The organism is Bradyrhizobium sp. SZCCHNS30572, from assembly GCF_032484415.1.
In the GTDB taxonomy this organism is placed as follows: Bacteria; Pseudomonadota; Alphaproteobacteria; order Rhizobiales; family Xanthobacteraceae; genus Bradyrhizobium.
The window spans coordinates 995,126-1,012,058 of record NZ_JAUESY010000001.1; the positions used below are offsets into that span (position 1 = coordinate 995,126).

At 61.5% G+C, this 16,933-nt stretch carries 13 protein-coding genes and 1 pseudogene; 3 read left to right on the forward strand and 11 right to left on the reverse strand.

The genetic code is table 11. The features are described 5' to 3' along the window. The first annotated feature begins 36 nt into the window (after positions 1 to 36). On the forward strand, positions 37 to 813 hold the full coding sequence (locus QX048_RS04905; protein WP_015665278.1) for an SDR family NAD(P)-dependent oxidoreductase: 777 nt from the start codon (positions 37 to 39) through the stop codon (positions 811 to 813). A 103-nt stretch (positions 814 to 916) separates the two neighbouring features. Here QX048_RS04905 and QX048_RS04910 read toward each other — a convergent pair whose 3' ends face one another. The 8 genes from QX048_RS04910 to QX048_RS04945 all read right to left on the reverse strand — a co-directional run bounded on the left by QX048_RS04910 (position 917) and on the right by QX048_RS04945 (position 11,036). After that, positions 917 to 2,131: an ABC transporter substrate-binding protein gene (locus QX048_RS04910; protein ID WP_316168097.1), complete on the reverse strand. Its 1,215-nt coding sequence runs from the start codon at positions 2,129 to 2,131 to the stop codon at positions 917 to 919. Between the two features lie 37 nt (positions 2,132 to 2,168). Beyond that, positions 2,169 to 3,308, reverse strand: a complete 1,140-nt coding sequence (locus QX048_RS04915; protein ID WP_315754137.1) for an acyl-CoA dehydrogenase family protein — start codon at positions 3,306 to 3,308, stop codon at positions 2,169 to 2,171. Between the two features lie 305 nt (positions 3,309 to 3,613). Further along, a complete protein-coding gene (locus tag QX048_RS04920; RefSeq protein ID WP_315754139.1) occupies positions 3,614 to 5,164 on the reverse strand; it encodes a 3,4-dehydroadipyl-CoA semialdehyde dehydrogenase in 1,551 nt (516 codons plus the stop codon). A 34-nt stretch (positions 5,165 to 5,198) separates the two neighbouring features. After that, entirely contained in the window at positions 5,199 to 6,380 is a 1,182-nt protein-coding gene (gene boxA, locus QX048_RS04925; RefSeq protein ID WP_315754140.1) for a benzoyl-CoA 2,3-epoxidase subunit BoxA, read from the reverse strand. Between the two features lie 59 nt (positions 6,381 to 6,439). Then, positions 6,440 to 7,888, reverse strand: a complete 1,449-nt coding sequence (boxB, locus tag QX048_RS04930) for a benzoyl-CoA 2,3-epoxidase subunit BoxB (protein ID WP_315754142.1) — start codon at positions 7,886 to 7,888, stop codon at positions 6,440 to 6,442. A 35-nt stretch (positions 7,889 to 7,923) separates the two neighbouring features. After that, positions 7,924 to 9,615 carry a 2,3-epoxybenzoyl-CoA dihydrolase gene (gene boxC, locus QX048_RS04935; protein ID WP_315754144.1) on the reverse strand — a complete coding sequence of 564 codons (1,692 nt, stop codon included), beginning with the start codon at positions 9,613 to 9,615 and terminating at the stop codon, positions 7,924 to 7,926. Positions 9,616 to 10,149: 534 nt separating this feature from the next. Further along, the gene (locus QX048_RS04940; protein ID WP_284417426.1) at positions 10,150 to 10,650 is read right to left on the reverse strand and encodes a MarR family winged helix-turn-helix transcriptional regulator; all 501 of its coding nucleotides are present in this window, start codon (positions 10,648 to 10,650) and stop codon (positions 10,150 to 10,152) included. Beyond that, a complete protein-coding gene (locus QX048_RS04945) occupies positions 10,647 to 11,036 on the reverse strand; it encodes a hypothetical protein (RefSeq protein WP_315754146.1) in 390 nt (129 codons plus the stop codon). The genes QX048_RS04940 and QX048_RS04945 overlap by 4 nt, the downstream gene beginning before the upstream one ends. A 146-nt stretch (positions 11,037 to 11,182) precedes the next feature. On the opposite strand from QX048_RS04945, the gene QX048_RS04950 reads away from it, so the two are divergent. Both QX048_RS04950 and QX048_RS04955 read left to right on the forward strand, forming a co-directional pair. Continuing rightward, positions 11,183 to 12,502: a Rieske 2Fe-2S domain-containing protein gene (locus QX048_RS04950; RefSeq protein WP_315754148.1), complete on the forward strand. Its 1,320-nt coding sequence runs from the start codon at positions 11,183 to 11,185 to the stop codon at positions 12,500 to 12,502. Positions 12,503 to 12,537: 35 nt separating this feature from the next. Then, on the forward strand, positions 12,538 to 13,500 hold the full coding sequence (locus QX048_RS04955) for a PDR/VanB family oxidoreductase (protein ID WP_315754150.1): 963 nt from the start codon (positions 12,538 to 12,540) through the stop codon (positions 13,498 to 13,500). Positions 13,501 to 13,706: 206 nt separating this feature from the next. On the opposite strand, the gene QX048_RS04960 is transcribed toward QX048_RS04955, so the two are convergent. The 3 genes and pseudogenes from QX048_RS04960 to tnpC form a co-directional block, all read right to left on the reverse strand. Beyond that, on the reverse strand, positions 13,707 to 14,978 hold the full coding sequence (locus QX048_RS04960) for a hypothetical protein (RefSeq protein ID WP_172179754.1): 1,272 nt from the start codon (positions 14,976 to 14,978) through the stop codon (positions 13,707 to 13,709). Between the two features lie 190 nt (positions 14,979 to 15,168). Beyond that, the gene (locus QX048_RS35210) at positions 15,169 to 15,339 is read right to left on the reverse strand and encodes a hypothetical protein (RefSeq protein WP_409998688.1); all 171 of its coding nucleotides are present in this window, start codon (positions 15,337 to 15,339) and stop codon (positions 15,169 to 15,171) included. After that, positions 15,284 to 16,756 (reverse strand): annotated as a pseudogene (gene tnpC, locus QX048_RS04965) (IS66 family transposase); the annotation flags it as partial. The gene QX048_RS35210 and the pseudogene tnpC, both read right to left, overlap by 56 nt. Positions 16,757 to 16,933 lie beyond the last annotated feature (177 nt).

The following is a 16,933-nucleotide window of genomic DNA, read 5'->3' on the forward strand; positions in this document are numbered from 1 at the left end:
AGATGATGGACTTCACCGGAGACTAAGGAACTGCGAATGACGAAGAACATGGTGTCGCTACAAGGCCGGACGATCGTCGTCACCGGCGCCGCGCAGGGGATCGGCAAGGCAACGACAGACTTGGCCATCGAACTTGGGGCAAATGTCGTGGCCGTCGATCTCAACGGCGAGGCGCTAGGGCCGGCTTTGGCGGGCTTTCCTGCGGAGCGGGTGATGAAGGTCGTCGGCAGCGTCACCGACGCTGAGCTGGCGGCAAGCACCGTCGCAGATGCCGTCGACAGGTTCGGTTCGGTGAACGGACTGGTCAACAATGCCGGCATCATTCGCCCCGCGCTGATCGAAAAGATGAGCATGCATCAATGGCAGGAGGTCATCGACGTTCATCTCACCGGCGCGTTCCTCTGGTTGCAGGCGGTGGGACGCCATCTGGTGCAGCGCGCGAAGGACGGCGACGCCTCGGGAGGAGCCATCGTCAACGTCTCGTCTGACGCGGGGCGAAAGGGATCGGTGGGCCAGATCAACTATGCCGCCGCCAAGGCCGGACTGCTCGCCATGACCATGACCGCAGCCCGGGAGTGGGGCAAATACAACATCCGGGCCAATTCGATCTGCTTTGGCGTGGTCGAAACGCCGATGACCGAGGTCGTGCGCGGCGAGAAATTCCGCGATGGTATCTTGGGGCAGATCCCGCTTGCACGCTGGGCAACACCGGACGAAGTGGTGCGGACCGTATGCTTCCTGCTCTCCGATGCGTCCTCGTACACGACAGGCCAGCACATCGGAGTCAACGGCGGCTTCCACATCAGTCTTTGACCTTACGCCTTCGTCGCTCCCTTGGCGTCTCTGCATTCAGGGGGGCCGAAAGACGAAGGCGAAACTTGCGGTGGGGCGCGCACGAGACGCGACCCACCGGCTTTTAATCCGCCGTCATCGGCTCGCCGGACAAGGTCCAACTGGTCCCATCGAAAACGGCGATGCGCAGAGTCCTGAACGGCGTGTAGTCGCCGGGCTTGGTGCCGATGGTGATGCCCGGCAGCATCATCGGCAACCGTTCGCCGTGCAGGGATGTTGCCTGCCTGATCAGATTTTCCCGGGTCAACTGGTCGCCGCATGCCTTCAGGACGGCCTCTAGCGCGTTGACGTTCATGTAGGCGACGAGCACCGAGTAATCGTCGGGATTGACGGACGGCGCATACTTCTTCAGGAAATTCTTATAGGCCTTGACCTCATCGTCGTCTGTCCAAGCCGGATCGCCCGGCTGCTTGAGAAATTGCGTGGTGACCAGACCGCGGGAGGCGTCGAGGCCGGCCGGCTTCAGCACGGTCTCGACTGAGGCTGTCGAGCCACCGATGATGTGCAGCGGATGCCAGTCCAGTTCATGCACCTTGCGGATCGACTGCGCCGCGGCCTTGGCCGACGACTGTTCGATCAGCGTGTCGACGCCGGCGGATTTCAACTGAACGACCTGGGAATCGATGGTTGGGTCGGAAACTTCGTAGGACACCTGGGTAACGATCAGAGACGCCTTTGCGCCGAGTCCCGCGCGCAGACCCTTGAGATAGTCCCTCCCGAAATCGTCGTTCTGGTAGAGAACGCCGATCTTTGCCTCCGGCTTCGCTGTGAGGATGTATTTGGCCATGACGCGGCCTTCGGTCTCGAAGTCTGGATAGAGCGGAACGGTCCAGGGAAATTGATTCGGATCGTTGAAGCGGCGTCCGCCCGCCGTGATGAAGAGTTGCGGCACCTTCTTGGAGTTGAGATATTTCTGGATGGCGACGTTCGGCGCGGTCCCGATCGTACCGACCTCGGCAAGGACGCCGATATCCTCGATCAACTTTCGGGATTGCTCGACGGCTTTCGGCGCACTGTAGGCGTTGTCGAGTTGGGTGAAGCTGATCTTGCGTCCATTGATCCCGCCACGCTCATTGAGCATCTCGAAATAGCCGAGCACCGCCCGTCCAGCCCCTGCGCCAAACGCGGAGGCCGGGCCGCTGAGCGGCGTCGATTGACCGAGCTTGATCTCGGTGTCGCTGGCTCCCGGATCATAAGTCTTCTGGGCATGCGCGGCAGAGAGCGACAGGAGAGTGACTACGATCAGAGAGCACGATGTCAGGACCGATGCGCGGCTCAAGGGTGTTCCTCCAGGTCTGCGTTTCCTAATTTGGCGGCTATCGAAGCAGTTCGCGCGCGATCACGAGGCGCTGGATCTGGTTCGTTCCCTCGAAGATCTGGGTCAGCTTGGCATCACGCATCATCCGTTCGACCGGATAATCCATGGTGTAGCCATAGCCGCCGAAGACCTGCACCGCGTCGGTCGTCACCTTCATCGCCATGTCGCTGCTGAAGCACTTGGCCATGCTCGCGAGCACGTTGAGGCGTTTCCAGTCGCCGGCGTCTCCGGCGCGGGCGCATTCGTAGACCAGCGCACGCGCCGCCTCGATCTGCATGGCCATGTCTGCCAGGATGAACTGGACGCCCTGGAATTCGGAGATGCTCTTCTTGAACTGCTTTCGTTCCTTGGCGTAGGCGAGGCTCGCTTCGAATGCGCCTTGCGCAAGGCCGACGCATTGGGCGCCGATCGTCGGCCGATTGAGGTCGAGCGCGCGCATCGAGGCCTTGAAGCCCTTGCCTTCCTCGCCGACGAGGTTTTCGACGGGTACGCGGACGTTGTCCAGGAAGATCGGCGTATTTGGCGCCCCGCGGAAACCCATCTTGCGTTCATGGCGACCGAAGCTGATGCCCGGCATTTTCTTCGGCTCGAGAATGAATGCGCTGATGCCGTCCGAGCCGGGGCTGTCGCTGGTGCGCGCCATCAGCACGATGTAGTCGGCGGCAACGCCGTAGCTACACCACTGTTTCCTGCCGTTAATGACGTAGCTGTCGCCGTCCTTGCGAGCCCGCGTATTGAGGGCGGAGACGTCCGATCCCGCCTGGGGCTCGGAAATGGCGATGGCCGTGACGACGCCGCCCTCCGCAATGATGGGGAGGAATCGCTTGCGCTGCTCTTCTGAGCCGAAGTGCAGCAACGGCATGATGAACATCGTGTTGAGGCCGGCAATCGACGCGCAGGCCGGCGAGACTTTCGCGATCTCCTCCCGTGCGATGCACATCATGGTGAGATTGCCGTTGGGACCGCCATACTGCTCGGGCACCCAGAGCTGCATCAGCCCCATTTCACCAAAAATCTTGACGATCTCCTCGGGGAAGCGATCGGTCTCGTCGATCTCGGCCGCGATCGGGGCCACATGCCTGGCAACGACTTTCTGCACGCTGTCGCGAAAGGCGACCTGCTCCTCGGTGAAGGTCACGATAGCGGTTCTCCCTCAGGTTAAACTCAATGGTTGGACCAATATATCCACCAGACGTCATTATGACAAGTCGGACCGTGGAGCGGACGCTTGGGGCTCGGCAGGTTGTGCCGTAGCGACGCGTCCCCGCCCGCAAGAAGCTCAGGAGACCCGAGTCACCACAAACGGCGCCAGACCCATGCCGGCGATTGTCGCGGGGGCACGTCAATATCCTAAGCCGAGCGTACACATCAGCGCGGAGAGGCGCAGCCACCGCAATCTGAGCAGCCGGCACGGCAATGGTCGCTCCGAAAGTGATCTGCGGCTCAGCGGCTCAGGGTGGCAACCACTGCTTTGGAGCCCTGTATTGCGGAGCGCCTGTGGTAGAAGTTGAGCGCACGCGCGCCGCCGAGCTCTTCGCCGCCTCCAGCGCGCCCTGGGCCGCCATGCAGGGATTGAGGCATGACGTTTCCGTGGCCTGTGTGAGCCTCGGCGACGTCCGGACTGACGACGTGAACACGGCCGTGGCTGTCTGCGAGCTCGGTCGCAAGACACGACAGTCTGGTCACGTCGGAGCCATACAAAGAAACGACCAGGGAGCCTTGCCCTCTCCGCACGAGGCTCAAGGCGTGAGCCTCGTCTCGGTAAGGTATCAAGGTCGCCACCGGTCCGAACACCTCGAGCTCATGCACGAGATTGGCCGCGTCCGCATCGCCTGAGCCTAGCAAGGTCGGGCCGACGCAGCATGCCACGGCCGGATCGACATCGATCAGCTCGTGAGTCTCCCCGTCGTACAGCACCTTGGCTTCCTGGCGCAAACGATCAAGCCCGTGCCGCACAGCAGCAAGTTGGGTTCGGCTGACAAGCGCGCCCATCCGTACCGAAGCGTTGCGGGGATTGCCAACAGTAATCTTGCTCAATCGTTGCGAAATGGCGTCAGCCGCGGGCTTATATTGCCGCTCTGGCACAAAAATGCGACGAATCGCCGTGCATTTCTGTCCCGACTTCTGGGTCATCTCCCGAACGACCTCCTTGACCAGAAGATCGAATGCGGCATCTCCGCATGCGCCTCCTTCGGCGAGGACGGCGGAATTGACGCTGTCCGCCTCGACGTTGATCCGGACCGACCGCTCTGAGATTGCCGGATGCAAGCGAATGACAGACGCAGTCTCCGCCGATCCCGTGAAAGAGACGATATCGAACGGATCGACTGCGTCCAGGAGCCCTGTAGATCCACCGCAAATGATCGAGAGCGCTCCCGGCGGGAGGATATTGGCTTCAACGACGTCCTTCACCATCACCTGTGCGAGCCATGCCGTCGCGGTGGCCGGCTTCACGACGACGGGGACGCCTGAGAGAAGGGCGGGAGCAGCCTTCTCCCACATACCCCAGGCCGGAAAGTTGAACGCATTGATGAGGAGAGCGAGTCCCCGTGTTGGCACGAGGATGTGACGGCTCTGGAAGGTCGCATCTTTGGCGAGCGAGGCAGCGTCCCCATCAAGCAGAAATCTTTCATCACCGAGGGATGCTGCCAGCTTCGCATAGGTCGAGACCGTGTAGATCGCTCCATCGATGTCAATTGCCGAATCGCTTCTTACCGTGCCGCTGTTGGCTTGTGCGATCTCGTAATATGCGTCTCGATTGCGCTGAAGCGTATTGACGATGCCTTCGAGCAATCCGCCGCGTTCGCGATAGGTGAGGCTGCGCAGTGCGGCGGCACCGGTGTCGCGGGCAAATTGAAAGCCGTCAGCGACGTCAAGTCCAGTATTGCCGACCCGCGCAAGCTCGGTACCCCGGATCGGATCGTACAGTGACGCTCCGCCTTGGCTGCCGCTCCGCCAACGTCCGCCGAGGTAACTCTGGAGATTTTCAGTCATCATTGCTCCTTGCTGCTCGAACAGAGCAGGCCAACTAATAGGTCTCGACGTGATAACGCCCCTCGGTACGCATCGCGTCGCGCAACTCGCGCCAGCGCAGATTGGCGGTGCGGCAGATGTCGTCGAGCGCGGCATCGACGCCCTGTTCCATGCCCTTGAGACCGCAGACATAGATATGGGTCGCGGTTGAGCAGAGCAGGGCTACCAGAGACGCTCCTTCCTGCCGGATGAGATCCTGCACATAGACCTTCTCTTCACTCGGAATTCGCGAATATGCGAAGCGCTTGCCTAGCAGGCTCTCCGGCACGTTCTGCAATGGGCCGAAATACGGCAGGTCCTGCGGCCGCCGCGCTCCGAAGAACAGCAGCATGCGGCCAGGAGCGCTGGGCATGGATCGGCGCCGCCACTCCGTGAAGCCGCGAAACGGGGCCGAGCCGGTGCCGGTGCAGATCATGATGATGTTGGCGGAGGGATCGTTCGGCATGAGGAAGGTTGCGCCGAACGGTCCAGTCACGTTGACCTGATCGCCCTTCTTGAGATCGCTGATGTAATTCGAGCAGAGCCCATTCGGCTCGCGCTTGACGGTCAGCGCGAGATTGTTGGTGTTCGGCCGCTCGCCGTGCCGCGGGCTCGCGATGGAATAGAGCCGCACGCGATGTGGCTTGCCTTCTTCATCCACGCCTGGAGGCACGATACCGATCGATTGACCTTCCAGAACCGGAAACGCCACCTCGCCGAAGTCGAGGATCACGTGATGGACGTCGACATCGGAATCCTGGTGCGTAAGGCGAAAATTGCCCGTGACGGTCGCAACAGCAGCGTGGTTCCTCTGGTAAAGATTGACCGCGGGCTTGGCTGCGCTTGCGGGAGGGACGGACTTGCCGCCAACGCCAGTATGGGCCTGGTCGAGCAGGGCCAACACCTCGGAGTCGATTGCCTCGCCGTCGTCGCCGCCGGTCAGCTCCCCTTGCTTCGGCAGCTCGCCCCATGAATATTGCTCATCGAGCGAGTAGGGCGACCTGACGATGCGCCAATTGTCGATCGAGCCGGTCGGACACGGCTGGATGCAATCCATGCACAAATTGCACTTCGTCGCATCAACCACGTAGTTGTTGTTGTCATGAGTGATCGCGTCTTCCGGACAGGTCTCTTCGCAGGTGTTGCAGCGAATGCAGATTTCCGGATCGATCAAATGCTGTTTGAGCGGCGCATTCATGGTGGCCCGAGCAGGAAATAGGACCGTCCGCATGGCGCGGGACGGCCGGGTTGAACGGATCAAGCGGCGATCTGGACGTATTCGAAGTCGCCCGGCTTGTTGTCGATGCCAACCTTCGGCGGCGCGATCCAGCTTGCGAACTGGCCTGGCTCAAAGGCAGGCTCCATCAGCGACGCGATGAACGCGCCGTCTGAGTCCGAGGGCAGATACTCCTTGTGTGCCTTCGCCCAATCTGCGTCCGACATGATCACCCCTCTGGGCGAGACATGGACGTCGCGGAACTCGCCGATCTTGCGATGGAATGCCACGTGCGGCAGTTCGAGACGGAACTTGATGCCTTCCTTCTCCATGATCTTGTTCCAGCGCCCGACGCCGCCGGCGCAATCCCGGCTGTAGTCGTCACGCAGCCGCATGTTGAGCGCGGTGAGCGCGGCCTCGTCCACGTTGGAGATCCGCCCGTCGACCAGCTTCAGCACCGGGTAGGTTGCGTTCGTGAGCTGGTGATCGTCGTCAATCCTCGTCTCCTGGAAGCGGCCCTTCAGCCCGGCATTGTAGAAATTGGCCGAATTAGTCGATATCTCGGCGCCGAACAGATCCAGCGTAAGCGAGTAGTGCAGGTTGAGCTTCTTCTGGATCGTGGGCAGGTCGATGACGCCGAGCCTCCGAATCTTGGTGATGTCATGGGGATCTTGGATGCCGGCACTCTTCATGGCTTCGCAGGTGCGCTGGATCGTGCGGCCGACACCTGTCTCGCCGACGAACATGTGATGGGCCTCTTCCGTGAGCATGAAGCGGCAGGTGCGGGACAGCGGATCGAAGCCGGATTGCGCGAGGCTTTCGAGCTGCATCTTGCCGTCACGATCAGTGAAGAAGGTGAACATGAAGAACGACAGCCAGTCGGGTGTTGTCTCATTGAATGCACCCAGCATGCGCGGACTGTTGTCGTCGCCGGAGCGGCGGCGCAGCAACTCATCGGCCTCCTCGCGCCCGTCGCGGCCGAAATATTTGTGCAGAAGGTAGACCATCGCCCAGAGGTGTCGGCCCTCTTCGACGTTGACTTGAAACAGATTGCGCATGTCGTAGAGCGAGGGAGCGGTTGCGCCCAGGTGACGCTGCTGCTCGACGGAAGCCGGCTCGGTGTCACCCTGAATCACGATGAGGCGCCGCAGCATCGCTCGGTATTCCCCAGGCACCTCCTGCCAGGCCGATTCCCCCTTATGCTGGCCGAAGTTGACCTGCCGCCCCTCCTCCTTCGGCGCGAGCAGGATGCCCCAACGATATTCCGGCATTTTTACATAGTCGAACTTGGCCCAGCCTTTCGGGTCGACCGAGATCGCGGTCCGGAGATAGACCAGCGACTCCTGGAAGCCGGTCGGACCCATATCTTTCCACCAATCGATATAGCCAGGATGCCAGCCTTCGAGGGCGCGCAGCACAGTCCTGTCCTCGACAAGTCCGACGTTGTTGGGAATACGGGTGGAATAGTCCACGTTGAGGTTTTCGAGCACGAACGTCTCCTTTTTGGTTGATGAAAGCGGGCGGGTCAGACGCGCTGCATGCTGAAGGCCGGCCGGATCCCGGTGCCGTAACGCGCAAGTGCACCGTCTTCGCCGACCGCGTTGGGGCGTTGGAAGATCCAGTTCTGCCAAGCGGTCAGGCGAGCGAAGATCTTCGATTCCATCGTCTCTGGACCGGCAAAGCGCAGGTTCGCTTCCAGCCCGGTGAGCGCGTCCGGCGAAAAGCTCGCGCGTTCTTCCCGGAACACGCGCAGTTCGTCGCTCCAGTCGATGTCGTCGAGCGCAAAGGTTACGAGCCCGAGTGCTTCAGCCTCGTCTGCCTCGATTGGGCAGCCGGACTTCTGCTTGAGTTCGCAGATCTTGCCCGGCTCGGAGAGGAAGCGCGATTGCAGGCGTGTCAGACCGTGCGACATCGGATAGCAGCCGAAATTCGCGGCGGTGAGCTCTACCTTGGCGGACGTCCGGTTGTTGCCTTGAACCCGGCCCGCCAGCATGTATGAGCGATCAGCCGCGAAGACCAGTTCGGCCAGCGTGCCGACGAAGCAGGATCCAGGCTCGATCAGCGTGACCAACGTGCGCGAGGTCAGATCGATCCGCTTGAGCACGCGCTTCCAGTAGTGGCGTATCTCGTGAGCGTACCAATGCTCGTGGTATGCGTTGAGAAGGGCGTCATACGCGCGGACCGCGGCGGGATCACCTTCCGTCTTAAAGATGATCGTGCCGACCTCATAGGCGTTGTTGCGCAAGTGCAGGATCGCATCATCCAGCTCGCGCGCGATCTGCATTGGCCAGAAGCGCGCGCCGAGCTCGACCGTCTCCTCGGCCGCGGACGGCGGCGTCCCGTCGGGCGCGCGGATCGTGATGGTCGCGATTCGCTGGGCAGCGTCGATGTCGAGCTTGATGTGACCGTAGTCGATGCCGTCGGCGCGAAACTTACGCTCCAGCGCGACCAGCTTCACGCCGCCCTGAGTGGGGTTTGGCCGGGGCGATTGCGCGGCGAGCTCCATGGCCGCCGCTTGCACGCGTTCTTCGAGCTTCGACGGCGAGACAAGCTCATCGATGAGTCGCCATTGTACCGCGCGGCGGCCCTTGATGCCTTCTTCGATGGTGCAAAAGACATCTGCGTGGTCGCGGCGAACCATGCGCTTGTCGATGACACGGGTGAGCCCGCCGGTGCCCGGCAATACCGCCAGCAGCGGCACCTCCGGCAGCGACACCGCGGTCGAGCCGTCGTCGACCATAATGATGCGGTCGGTCGCCAGTGCGAGCTCGTAGCCGCCCCCTGCCGCCGTGCCATTGATGACGGTGATGAAGCGCTGGCCCGAGTGCTCGCTCGCATCCTCCATTGCGTTGCGGGTCTCGTTCGTGAACTTGCAGAAATTGACCTTGTGCGCGTGCTCCGAGCCGGCCAGCATCCGGATGTTTGCGCCGGCGCAGAAAACCCGGTCCTTGGCCGAGCGAAGCAGCACGACCCTGACATTGGGATGCTCGAACCGCAGCCGTGTCAGAGCGTCGGCCAACTCGATATCGACCCCGAGATCATAGGAGTTCAGCTTGAGTTGATAGCCCTCGTAGAGGCCCGCATTCTCATCGACATCCATCGCAAGCGTCGCGACTTCGCCGTCCACCGAAAGCTTCCAATGGCGGTACCGGGACGGCTCCGTCTGGAAATCGATGAAATCCTTTCCGTTCGCAAGCTTTCGGGTGATGGCCGCCATAGACGCTCCCTACGCATTGAATCAATGGTTGGACCATAATAGCTGCACAATGATGCATTGTCTAGGAGGAGGTGGGCCGCTGGTTAGGCGCCAAGCTCACATAACGTGCATTATATTGCCAACTTGCAGCCTGCAGACCGGGAGCCAAAGCCGGAACGTCGGCGGCTCTGCGCTCTCCAAAGTTTTCCGAATGCGCACGCATTGCCCGGAAAAGGCTCACCTGCGGTGCTTCTCCTGATCACTCGCAGCGGCACGGCCACCGTTGACACCTGCTGGAGCGCGAGACCATCACACGCGCTGCGGACGACGGGCAGGCCGTACGGCGCGCCCTGTCGAGCGGACGTCCGGCGATGCTCGATGTCGGCCCGGATCCGGCATGCACCCAACCACGCATAAACGTCATGCTCAAAGCCGGAGCAGCGGGTGGTGAGTCATCCTTGTTACGTGAGCAGACCGGTTTGCCGATCATCGCAGGCGGGCCTCCTCGCGAACGCGTCGCTGTAGCCTGACGCACGCGGTGTATGCGTGCAAAACTCAATCATCCGACGTCGACGAACAGGCAGGCGCCTGAACTTTGGCAATGGCCAGCATGCATTTCAGGAAGTGTGCGCGGTCTTTCTTGCTCAGAGGCGCAAGCACGATGTCCTGCAGCTCGGCCGCCGCCGGGACGACCGCAAGCAAAGCTTCCTCACCCTTGGCGGTAATCTGGATCTGAATAGAACGGCGATCTTCCGGATTGGTCTTCTTCGAGACCAGCCGCCGCCCGGCCATGCGCTTGAGCATCTCGCTGAGGGTATTCCGGTCGCAACTGATGCGGTCGGCGAGAACCGACGCCGTCATCGGCCCCTGTTGATAGAGCGCCATGAGCACGCCGAACTGCCGCGGCGTGATGTCGCTCTGCCGGGTCAGGCTCTGATAAAGACCGTCATACCGGGCCTCAAGCAGCCGCAACAGAAAGCCGATGCCGCCTTCCAATTGCCAGGTGCGCGCAAGCTCCCCCGCCGAATCCTTTTCCATGCGTTTGCCTACGCTCATCCGGTTTCGATCTCGCTATGGCACCCGGCCGTGATCCAGCGGTTAACAGCTTGTTCCAATGAGCTCAACCCTGCCGCAATGCAGCGCAGGTTTTGAAATTCACACCATTGCAGAGAGATCGGATATTTAGTACGTATACGTATCAATTGAAAGGCGCGTGGCCGCAAACCAGGGAGGTCACTTTGCATCTGCGCGAATTGCTGGCGATCCCTTATCTCCTCGAAGCGGAAGCCGTGGAGAGGGAGCCCGGACAATGGCTGATCCGCCTCGCTTACCCGGAACTTCCGGGCTGCGCGGCGGAAGGCGCGGTGGTCGAACATGCGCTCCGGGATCTCGAACGGCGACGGATCGAAATCATCGTCAGCCTGGTCGAGCAGGGCCAGCAACCTCCGATACCGCGCCAACCGCTCGCGACATGCGATCCACTCTGGACCGTACACGATCTTGGCCTGTTGGAGCGCGTGACTCCGTTGCTCACCGCGGCAAACCCATAACGGCGACCTGATGCCATCGATTCGAATGGAGAACTGTCATGCTCTCACAAGAAGACAATGAGCGGCTGGTGAGAGTCGGAAAGGGCACGCCGCTTGGCGAACTCTTCCGTCTCTACTGGATTCCGTTTCTGCCTTCGGCCGATCTGACGCAGGACGGCCAGCCGCGGCGGATCCGGTTGCTCGGCGAGGATCTGGTCGCTTTCAGGGATTCCGAGGGGCGCGTGGGCCTTGTCGACCAGGCCTGCCCGCATCGGGGCGCTCCCCTGATCTTCGGCCGCAACGAGGATTGCGGGCTGCGATGCGTCTATCACGGCTGGAAGTTCGACGTGACGGGGGCCGTCACGGACATGCCGGCAGAGCCGGTGCGTAGCCGTCTCAAGGAGCGGGTGCGCATCAAGGCGTACCAATGCCGCGAGCGCAACGGCATGATCTGGACCTATATGGGCCCCGACCAGGCCGATCCGCCGCCGCTTCCGAACGTGGAATGGAACCTCCTGCCGCAGGAGCAGGTGCATGTCAGCCTGCGCGTCCAGGAGTGCAACTGGCTGCAGGCCGTGGAAGGCGAGATCGATTCGGCGCACGCGCCGTTGCTCCATGGCCGCCTGGACGCCCAAGGCACGACGAGTGCGTGGATCCAGAAGCGGGACCTTCGCCCAACCTTCGAATGCATCAAGCAGGATTTCGGGATGAGCATCGCTGCGCGTCGCAACTACGACGCCAACACGCTCTACTGGCGCGTGAACCAGTTCATGCTCCCGTTCTACACGCTTGTCCCGCCGCTGTCTCCGTTCCCGGATCTCAGCGGGCATGCCTGGGTGCCGATCGACGACGAGAACACGCTCTGCATCATGTTCTCATACCATCCTTCCGAGCCGCTCCGCCCCAAGACACGGCAGATCTTCACGGAAGGGCACAATGGCCGCGAAAGCGGACACGCCAGTCGCAACGCGCTCGTTCAGCATCCCGTGACGGTCCCCTATGCCGGATACTGGACCAGGTACAATCCGCAGAACGGCTTCCAATTCGACTACGAGTCCCAGCGCTCGACCTGGTTCTCGGGCTTGCCCGGGCTGTGGGTGCAGGACGGTGCCTGCCAGAGCGGCGTTTCACCGATCTTCGACCGGACAAAAGAAAATCTTTGCTCGAGCGATACCGGCATCGCGATGACGCGCCGCTTCATCCTCGAAGCGTTGGGCGCCTATCGCGATCATGGCACCAAGCCAAAGGGCGTGGCTGACCCCGACGTGTTCATGGTGCGAGCCGTGTCCTTGCGACTTCCTCCGGAGGATTCCTGGGTCGACGTCGGCGCGCCGTTCATGCAGGCCAGGCTCGGCGCCGATTTCGGATACGAGATGTGAGTAGGACGTCCTCTCAACTGGCGGAGGATGACGCCATGACCGAGCGTGTCATCCCGGTTCGCGTCAAGCGGATCACCTACGAGGCCGAACGCATCAATTCCTACGAGCTGGTGCCGCCGGACGGCGGCGAGCTCGATCCGTTCACGGCCGGCAGTCACATCGATCTGCACCTGCCGGACAAGATGATCCGGAGCTATTCGCTGTTGAACGACCAGCGCGAGCGGCATCGTTACGTGATCGCGGTCAACAAGGACGCCGCGAGCAGGGGCGGGTCGAGCTTCCTCCACGATCATGTCAGGGTCGGAGACGTTTTGACGGTTTCGGTTCCCAAGAACAATTTTCCGCTCCACGAAGATGCGGATTCATCGGTCCTGATCGCCGGGGGCATCGGCATCACGCCGTTGCTGTCGATGGTCCGCCGGCTCGAATGTCTGGGACGCCGCTGGGACCTGTTCTATGCCGCGAGGACGCGTGCTGCCGCGGCGTTTCTCGATGAAATCGGCAGCTTGCGGCCCAACGTCCATCTCAATCTGCATGTCGACGTCGACGACGAGCGATCGGGGCGGATGTTCGACCTAGCGTCGATCGTCGAACGAGTCCCCGCGCAAGCTCATCTGTACTGCTGTGGCCCCGCGCCGATGCTGAAGGCGTTCGAGGCCGCCGCTGCCGACCGTCCCCAAAATAGCGTCCACGTCGAGTATTTCCAGGCCAGGGAGACCCCGGTGCTCGAGGGTGGCTTCGAGGTCAGATTGGCCAGAAGCAATCGCACCATCGCAGTGGAAGCGGGTAAAACCATTCTGGATTCGCTCCTCGAAGCCGGCCTTGCACCCAACTACGCCTGCCGCGAGGGTGTCTGTGGCACCTGCGAGACGCGGGTGCTGGAAGGAATACCGGACCATCGCGACCAATATCTGAGCGAGGAAGAGCAGGCCTCCAACAAGGCGATCATGATCTGCTGCTCAGGCTCCAGGACGCGCACGCTCGTTCTGGACCTCTAGCCGCACTCGCAGTTGGAATTCTTCCCGTAAGCTATTGATCTGCAATGGCCGGAAACTGGCGCAGTTGGAAAAAATCTCTTGAGAAATCAATCGCGATAGCGTGTCTCTTAATCAGCGGGTCCTAGGTTCGAGCCCTAGTGCGCCCACCAAGCCTTTCAAGGACTTATGATAGAGTCGGCCAAGTCATTCCGACAAGCGGTCAGCGGCTATTCCGACAAACCGGCTGCTTTTGTTCGCTCCTCCCGGCGCTTTTTTGACCCCGAGATCAACTGTTTGCGGGTCCGCTTCGCATAGGTTGGCAGTTGTCGACTCGACCTGTGTCGGCCTGCGGCACGCAACTCAGCGTCTGTCAGGTCGCTGTCTGCCCCTTCCGTGAAGCCGCCGTGGCGGAATGAAGTGAAGGACAATTCGCTTCGCAGAGACGCGGCTCTGATGATCTTTTTGACCACGGCCCGCAGATACCGCAGATCTCGCCGCTGGGTGATCCAGGGCACGAGCGCGCTCCCTCGGCGACTTTGGTGATCGCGCCGAAACATCAGGCCCGCCGCCATTCTCGATTTGATCTCATCGAGCTCGGCCATCAACTCGGGGAACAGCGTCTCGCCTGCGTCGTCGAACAGAGGCCACCAAGCCTCCTCCCCATTCTTGGGGTGGACGACCTTGACACTGTTCGGACGCTCCTTTGGCCGGTAGTGGGAAATCTCGAACGCGCCGAAGACGTGCTCCTCGCGTTGCAGCCATTCCCAGCTGAGAAGAGCGGCGGTCGCAACCGAACGATAACCCATCTCGTTCGCCTTTCGACGAAAGGCGACGAGTTCTTCCCATGTGGCGGTTGGCGTCTCTCGTGCTGCTTGGTTTGGCGCACGAGCTTTCAGGCCCATGCGAGAGAACGGGTTGATGGCTGGGACGTCCTTCTCCCTGGCGCGGTGGCCAACGAACCAGGCTCGCCGACAAGCGACCATGGCGGCGTTCGCAAAACGCCGACGTTCGCGATGAATGATATTGCCGTCCTTGTCTCTTTCTTCAACAACGAGCAGCTTTGCATAGACAGCGTCCACGAAGCCCTTCGTGAATTGACCGATCTGCTTTGAGCCCGCTCGAGTCCCATCCTTGAGCATATGGTTGGCGAAGAGCGACAAGCCTTGATCATAAAGTCGTTGGGTCTTGTGATCGATCTCTTTCCATTTCTGGTGCGACTTGAAGATGCTCACCAGCCAATCAAACGTCCCTGGGACAAGCGAAGGCGGACCAAGGTCGGTCAGTCCTCGCGAGCGCCAGCTGTCGAATGCTGGAAGCAAGACCGTTTCGGCTCGCTCTACTGCAGCCGTGTAATCCTCGCCTAATGCCTCAGCTTTGATCTCGCAGCCCTGCTTGCGCGACCAGGTCGGTGGCTCGAAAAAGTAAGCCCATCGCCCATTCTTCAACGGCTTGCGCCGGCAATAGCGCGGCAACTTCAACGTGGTGCGAGGTGGTTTCATACAAGGGATGCCAAGTCTTCTCGACTAGGCGAATCGGAATCCGGCTTGATGAAATTGTCAATAGCTGTCTTTGACCAGATTGGCTCGCGAGCTCTTCCAGTGCCGTGGTAGCCCGTCGGACGAGGGGCTTCTCCTCGGAGCACAGCACGTGCGAGCTCTTTCGTGTCACCGTAGTCCAAGTACGCCGCCGTCATGTCCGCTCGCATGATTGCACGTCGAGCAGAACGTCTTCGCGTGGCAGATGATCGGGCAGCGGACGGCGTCGCGGCGAAGAGTTGGCTTCCGGTGTGACCTTCGGTTGCGCTTCTTCGACGCGGCCTCGACGATCCATCCCTGGGCCGACTCGCGGAGATGTAAGCATAGGGCTCGACGTCGTTCAGCTTGCACGTCGTGATCAGCGAGCTGACCACTGCCCATCGTTGGCCGCCACCATCGCTACCGGCGAACAGGTGGTTCTTGCGGCCGAGGGTGACGGGGCGGATGGCGCGCTCGACCGGATTGGTGTCGAGCTCGACGCGGCCATCGTTCAGGAAGCGAGTCAGGCCGTGCCAGCGCGAGAGCGCATAGCGGATCGCTTCAGCGAGCGTGCTGCGGCCGGAGACCAGGCGGAGCTGCGCATCGAGCCAGACGTTCAGCGCGTCGACGATCGGTTTGGAGAAGGTCCTGCGTTCGGCAAGACGGTAGTCAGGCGATTGGCCGCGGATGCGCGCCTCGATCGCATAGAGCTCGCCGATCCGGCGCAGGGCTTCTGTTGCCACGGGAGACGCGGTGGCTTCGGCCACATCGTAGAACTTGCGTCGCGAATGGCTCCAACACGCCGCGAGCGTGATGCCCTCCTTGTCGGCCAATTGCTCGAAGCCGGCATATCCGTCGACATGCAGGATGCCCTTGAAGGCGGCAAGATGTGCGACCGGTCGCTCGGCCTTGCGGTCGGGTGCGAACAGGTAGATGGCCGCCGGAGGTTCGGGTCCGCTCCACGGCCGTTGCTCGCGCGCGTACACCCAGAGCCGTCCCGTCTTGGTTCGCCCACGGCCAGGATCGAGTACCGGGATCGGCGTGTCATCGGCAAAGAGATGGTTGGAGGCGAACACGTTCTTGCACAACCGTTCGTGCAAGGCTTCGAGCCACCAGCATGCGCCGCCAACCCAGCCTGCAAGCGTCGAGCGGCAGAGATCGGCGCCATGACGGTCGAAGATCTGCGACTGCCGATAGAGCGGAAGGTGATCGCAGTACTTGCTAATCAACACCTGCGCGAGCAACGCCGGCGTCGCCAGACCGCCAGCGATCAACCGCTCCGGCGCGCCGGCTTGCACGACCTTGTTGCAGGCTCGGCAGGCGTATTTGGGTCTGGTTGTGCGCACGACGCGAAGCTGCGCCGGTACCCAATCCAGCATCTCGCTGACGCTCTCGCCGATCAGATGGAGAGCTCCACCACAGCAGCCACAAACCCGGTCTTGCACGTCGAGCAGAACGTCCTCGCGTGGCAGATGATCGGGCAGCGGACGGCGTCGCGGCGAAGAGTTGGCTTCCGGTGTGAACTTCGGCTGCGCTGCCTCGACGCGGCCAACGTCGCTGTCGAGATCCTCCAGACCGAGTGCAAGCTGGTCGGGGTCGATGCGCTCGGAGCTGCGGCCGAACTGCATTCGCTGCAGCTGTTTGATGATGGACTTGAGACGATCGATCTCGGTGTCGCGGTGATCGATGGCTGCCGCGATGTCACGCACCAGGCGCTGCAGAAGCTCAGGATCGGATGGGAGATTGGTGAGATCGAGCTGCATGTCCGATGGTACTCGAACATGCTGATTCGTAGAAGAATCGTAGCTCAGTTCATCACCAGTTTTTGTCGATCATCCTGCAATCGCCGGTTTCCAGATGCGCTCTGGCGCGCGCCAGTCGATGCCTTCGATCAGCATCGCGAGCTGCGCCGGCGTGAGCGTGATCGAGCCATCATAACC

Coding starts and splice junctions, on each gene's coding strand:
- boxA (WP_315754140.1), bottom strand. CDS start 6,380: ATGAATGCGCCGCTCAAACAGCATTTGATCGATCCGGAAATCTGCATT.
- boxC (WP_315754144.1), bottom strand. CDS start 9,615: ATGGCGGCCATCACCCGAAAGCTTGCGAACGGAAAGGATTTCATCGAT.
- QX048_RS04955 (WP_315754150.1), top strand. CDS start 12,538: ATGACCGAGCGTGTCATCCCGGTTCGCGTCAAGCGGATCACCTACGAG.
- QX048_RS04940 (WP_284417426.1), bottom strand. CDS start 10,650: ATGAGCGTAGGCAAACGCATGGAAAAGGATTCGGCGGGGGAGCTTGCG.
- QX048_RS04960 (WP_172179754.1), bottom strand. CDS start 14,978: ATGAAACCACCTCGCACCACGTTGAAGTTGCCGCGCTATTGCCGGCGC.
- QX048_RS04905 (WP_015665278.1), top strand. CDS start 37: ATGACGAAGAACATGGTGTCGCTACAAGGCCGGACGATCGTCGTCACC.
- QX048_RS04950 (WP_315754148.1), top strand. CDS start 11,183: ATGCTCTCACAAGAAGACAATGAGCGGCTGGTGAGAGTCGGAAAGGGC.
- QX048_RS35210 (WP_409998688.1), bottom strand. CDS start 15,339: ATGCTTACATCTCCGCGAGTCGGCCCAGGGATGGATCGTCGAGGCCGC.
- QX048_RS04920 (WP_315754139.1), bottom strand. CDS start 5,164: ATGACTGAAAATCTCCAGAGTTACCTCGGCGGACGTTGGCGGAGCGGC.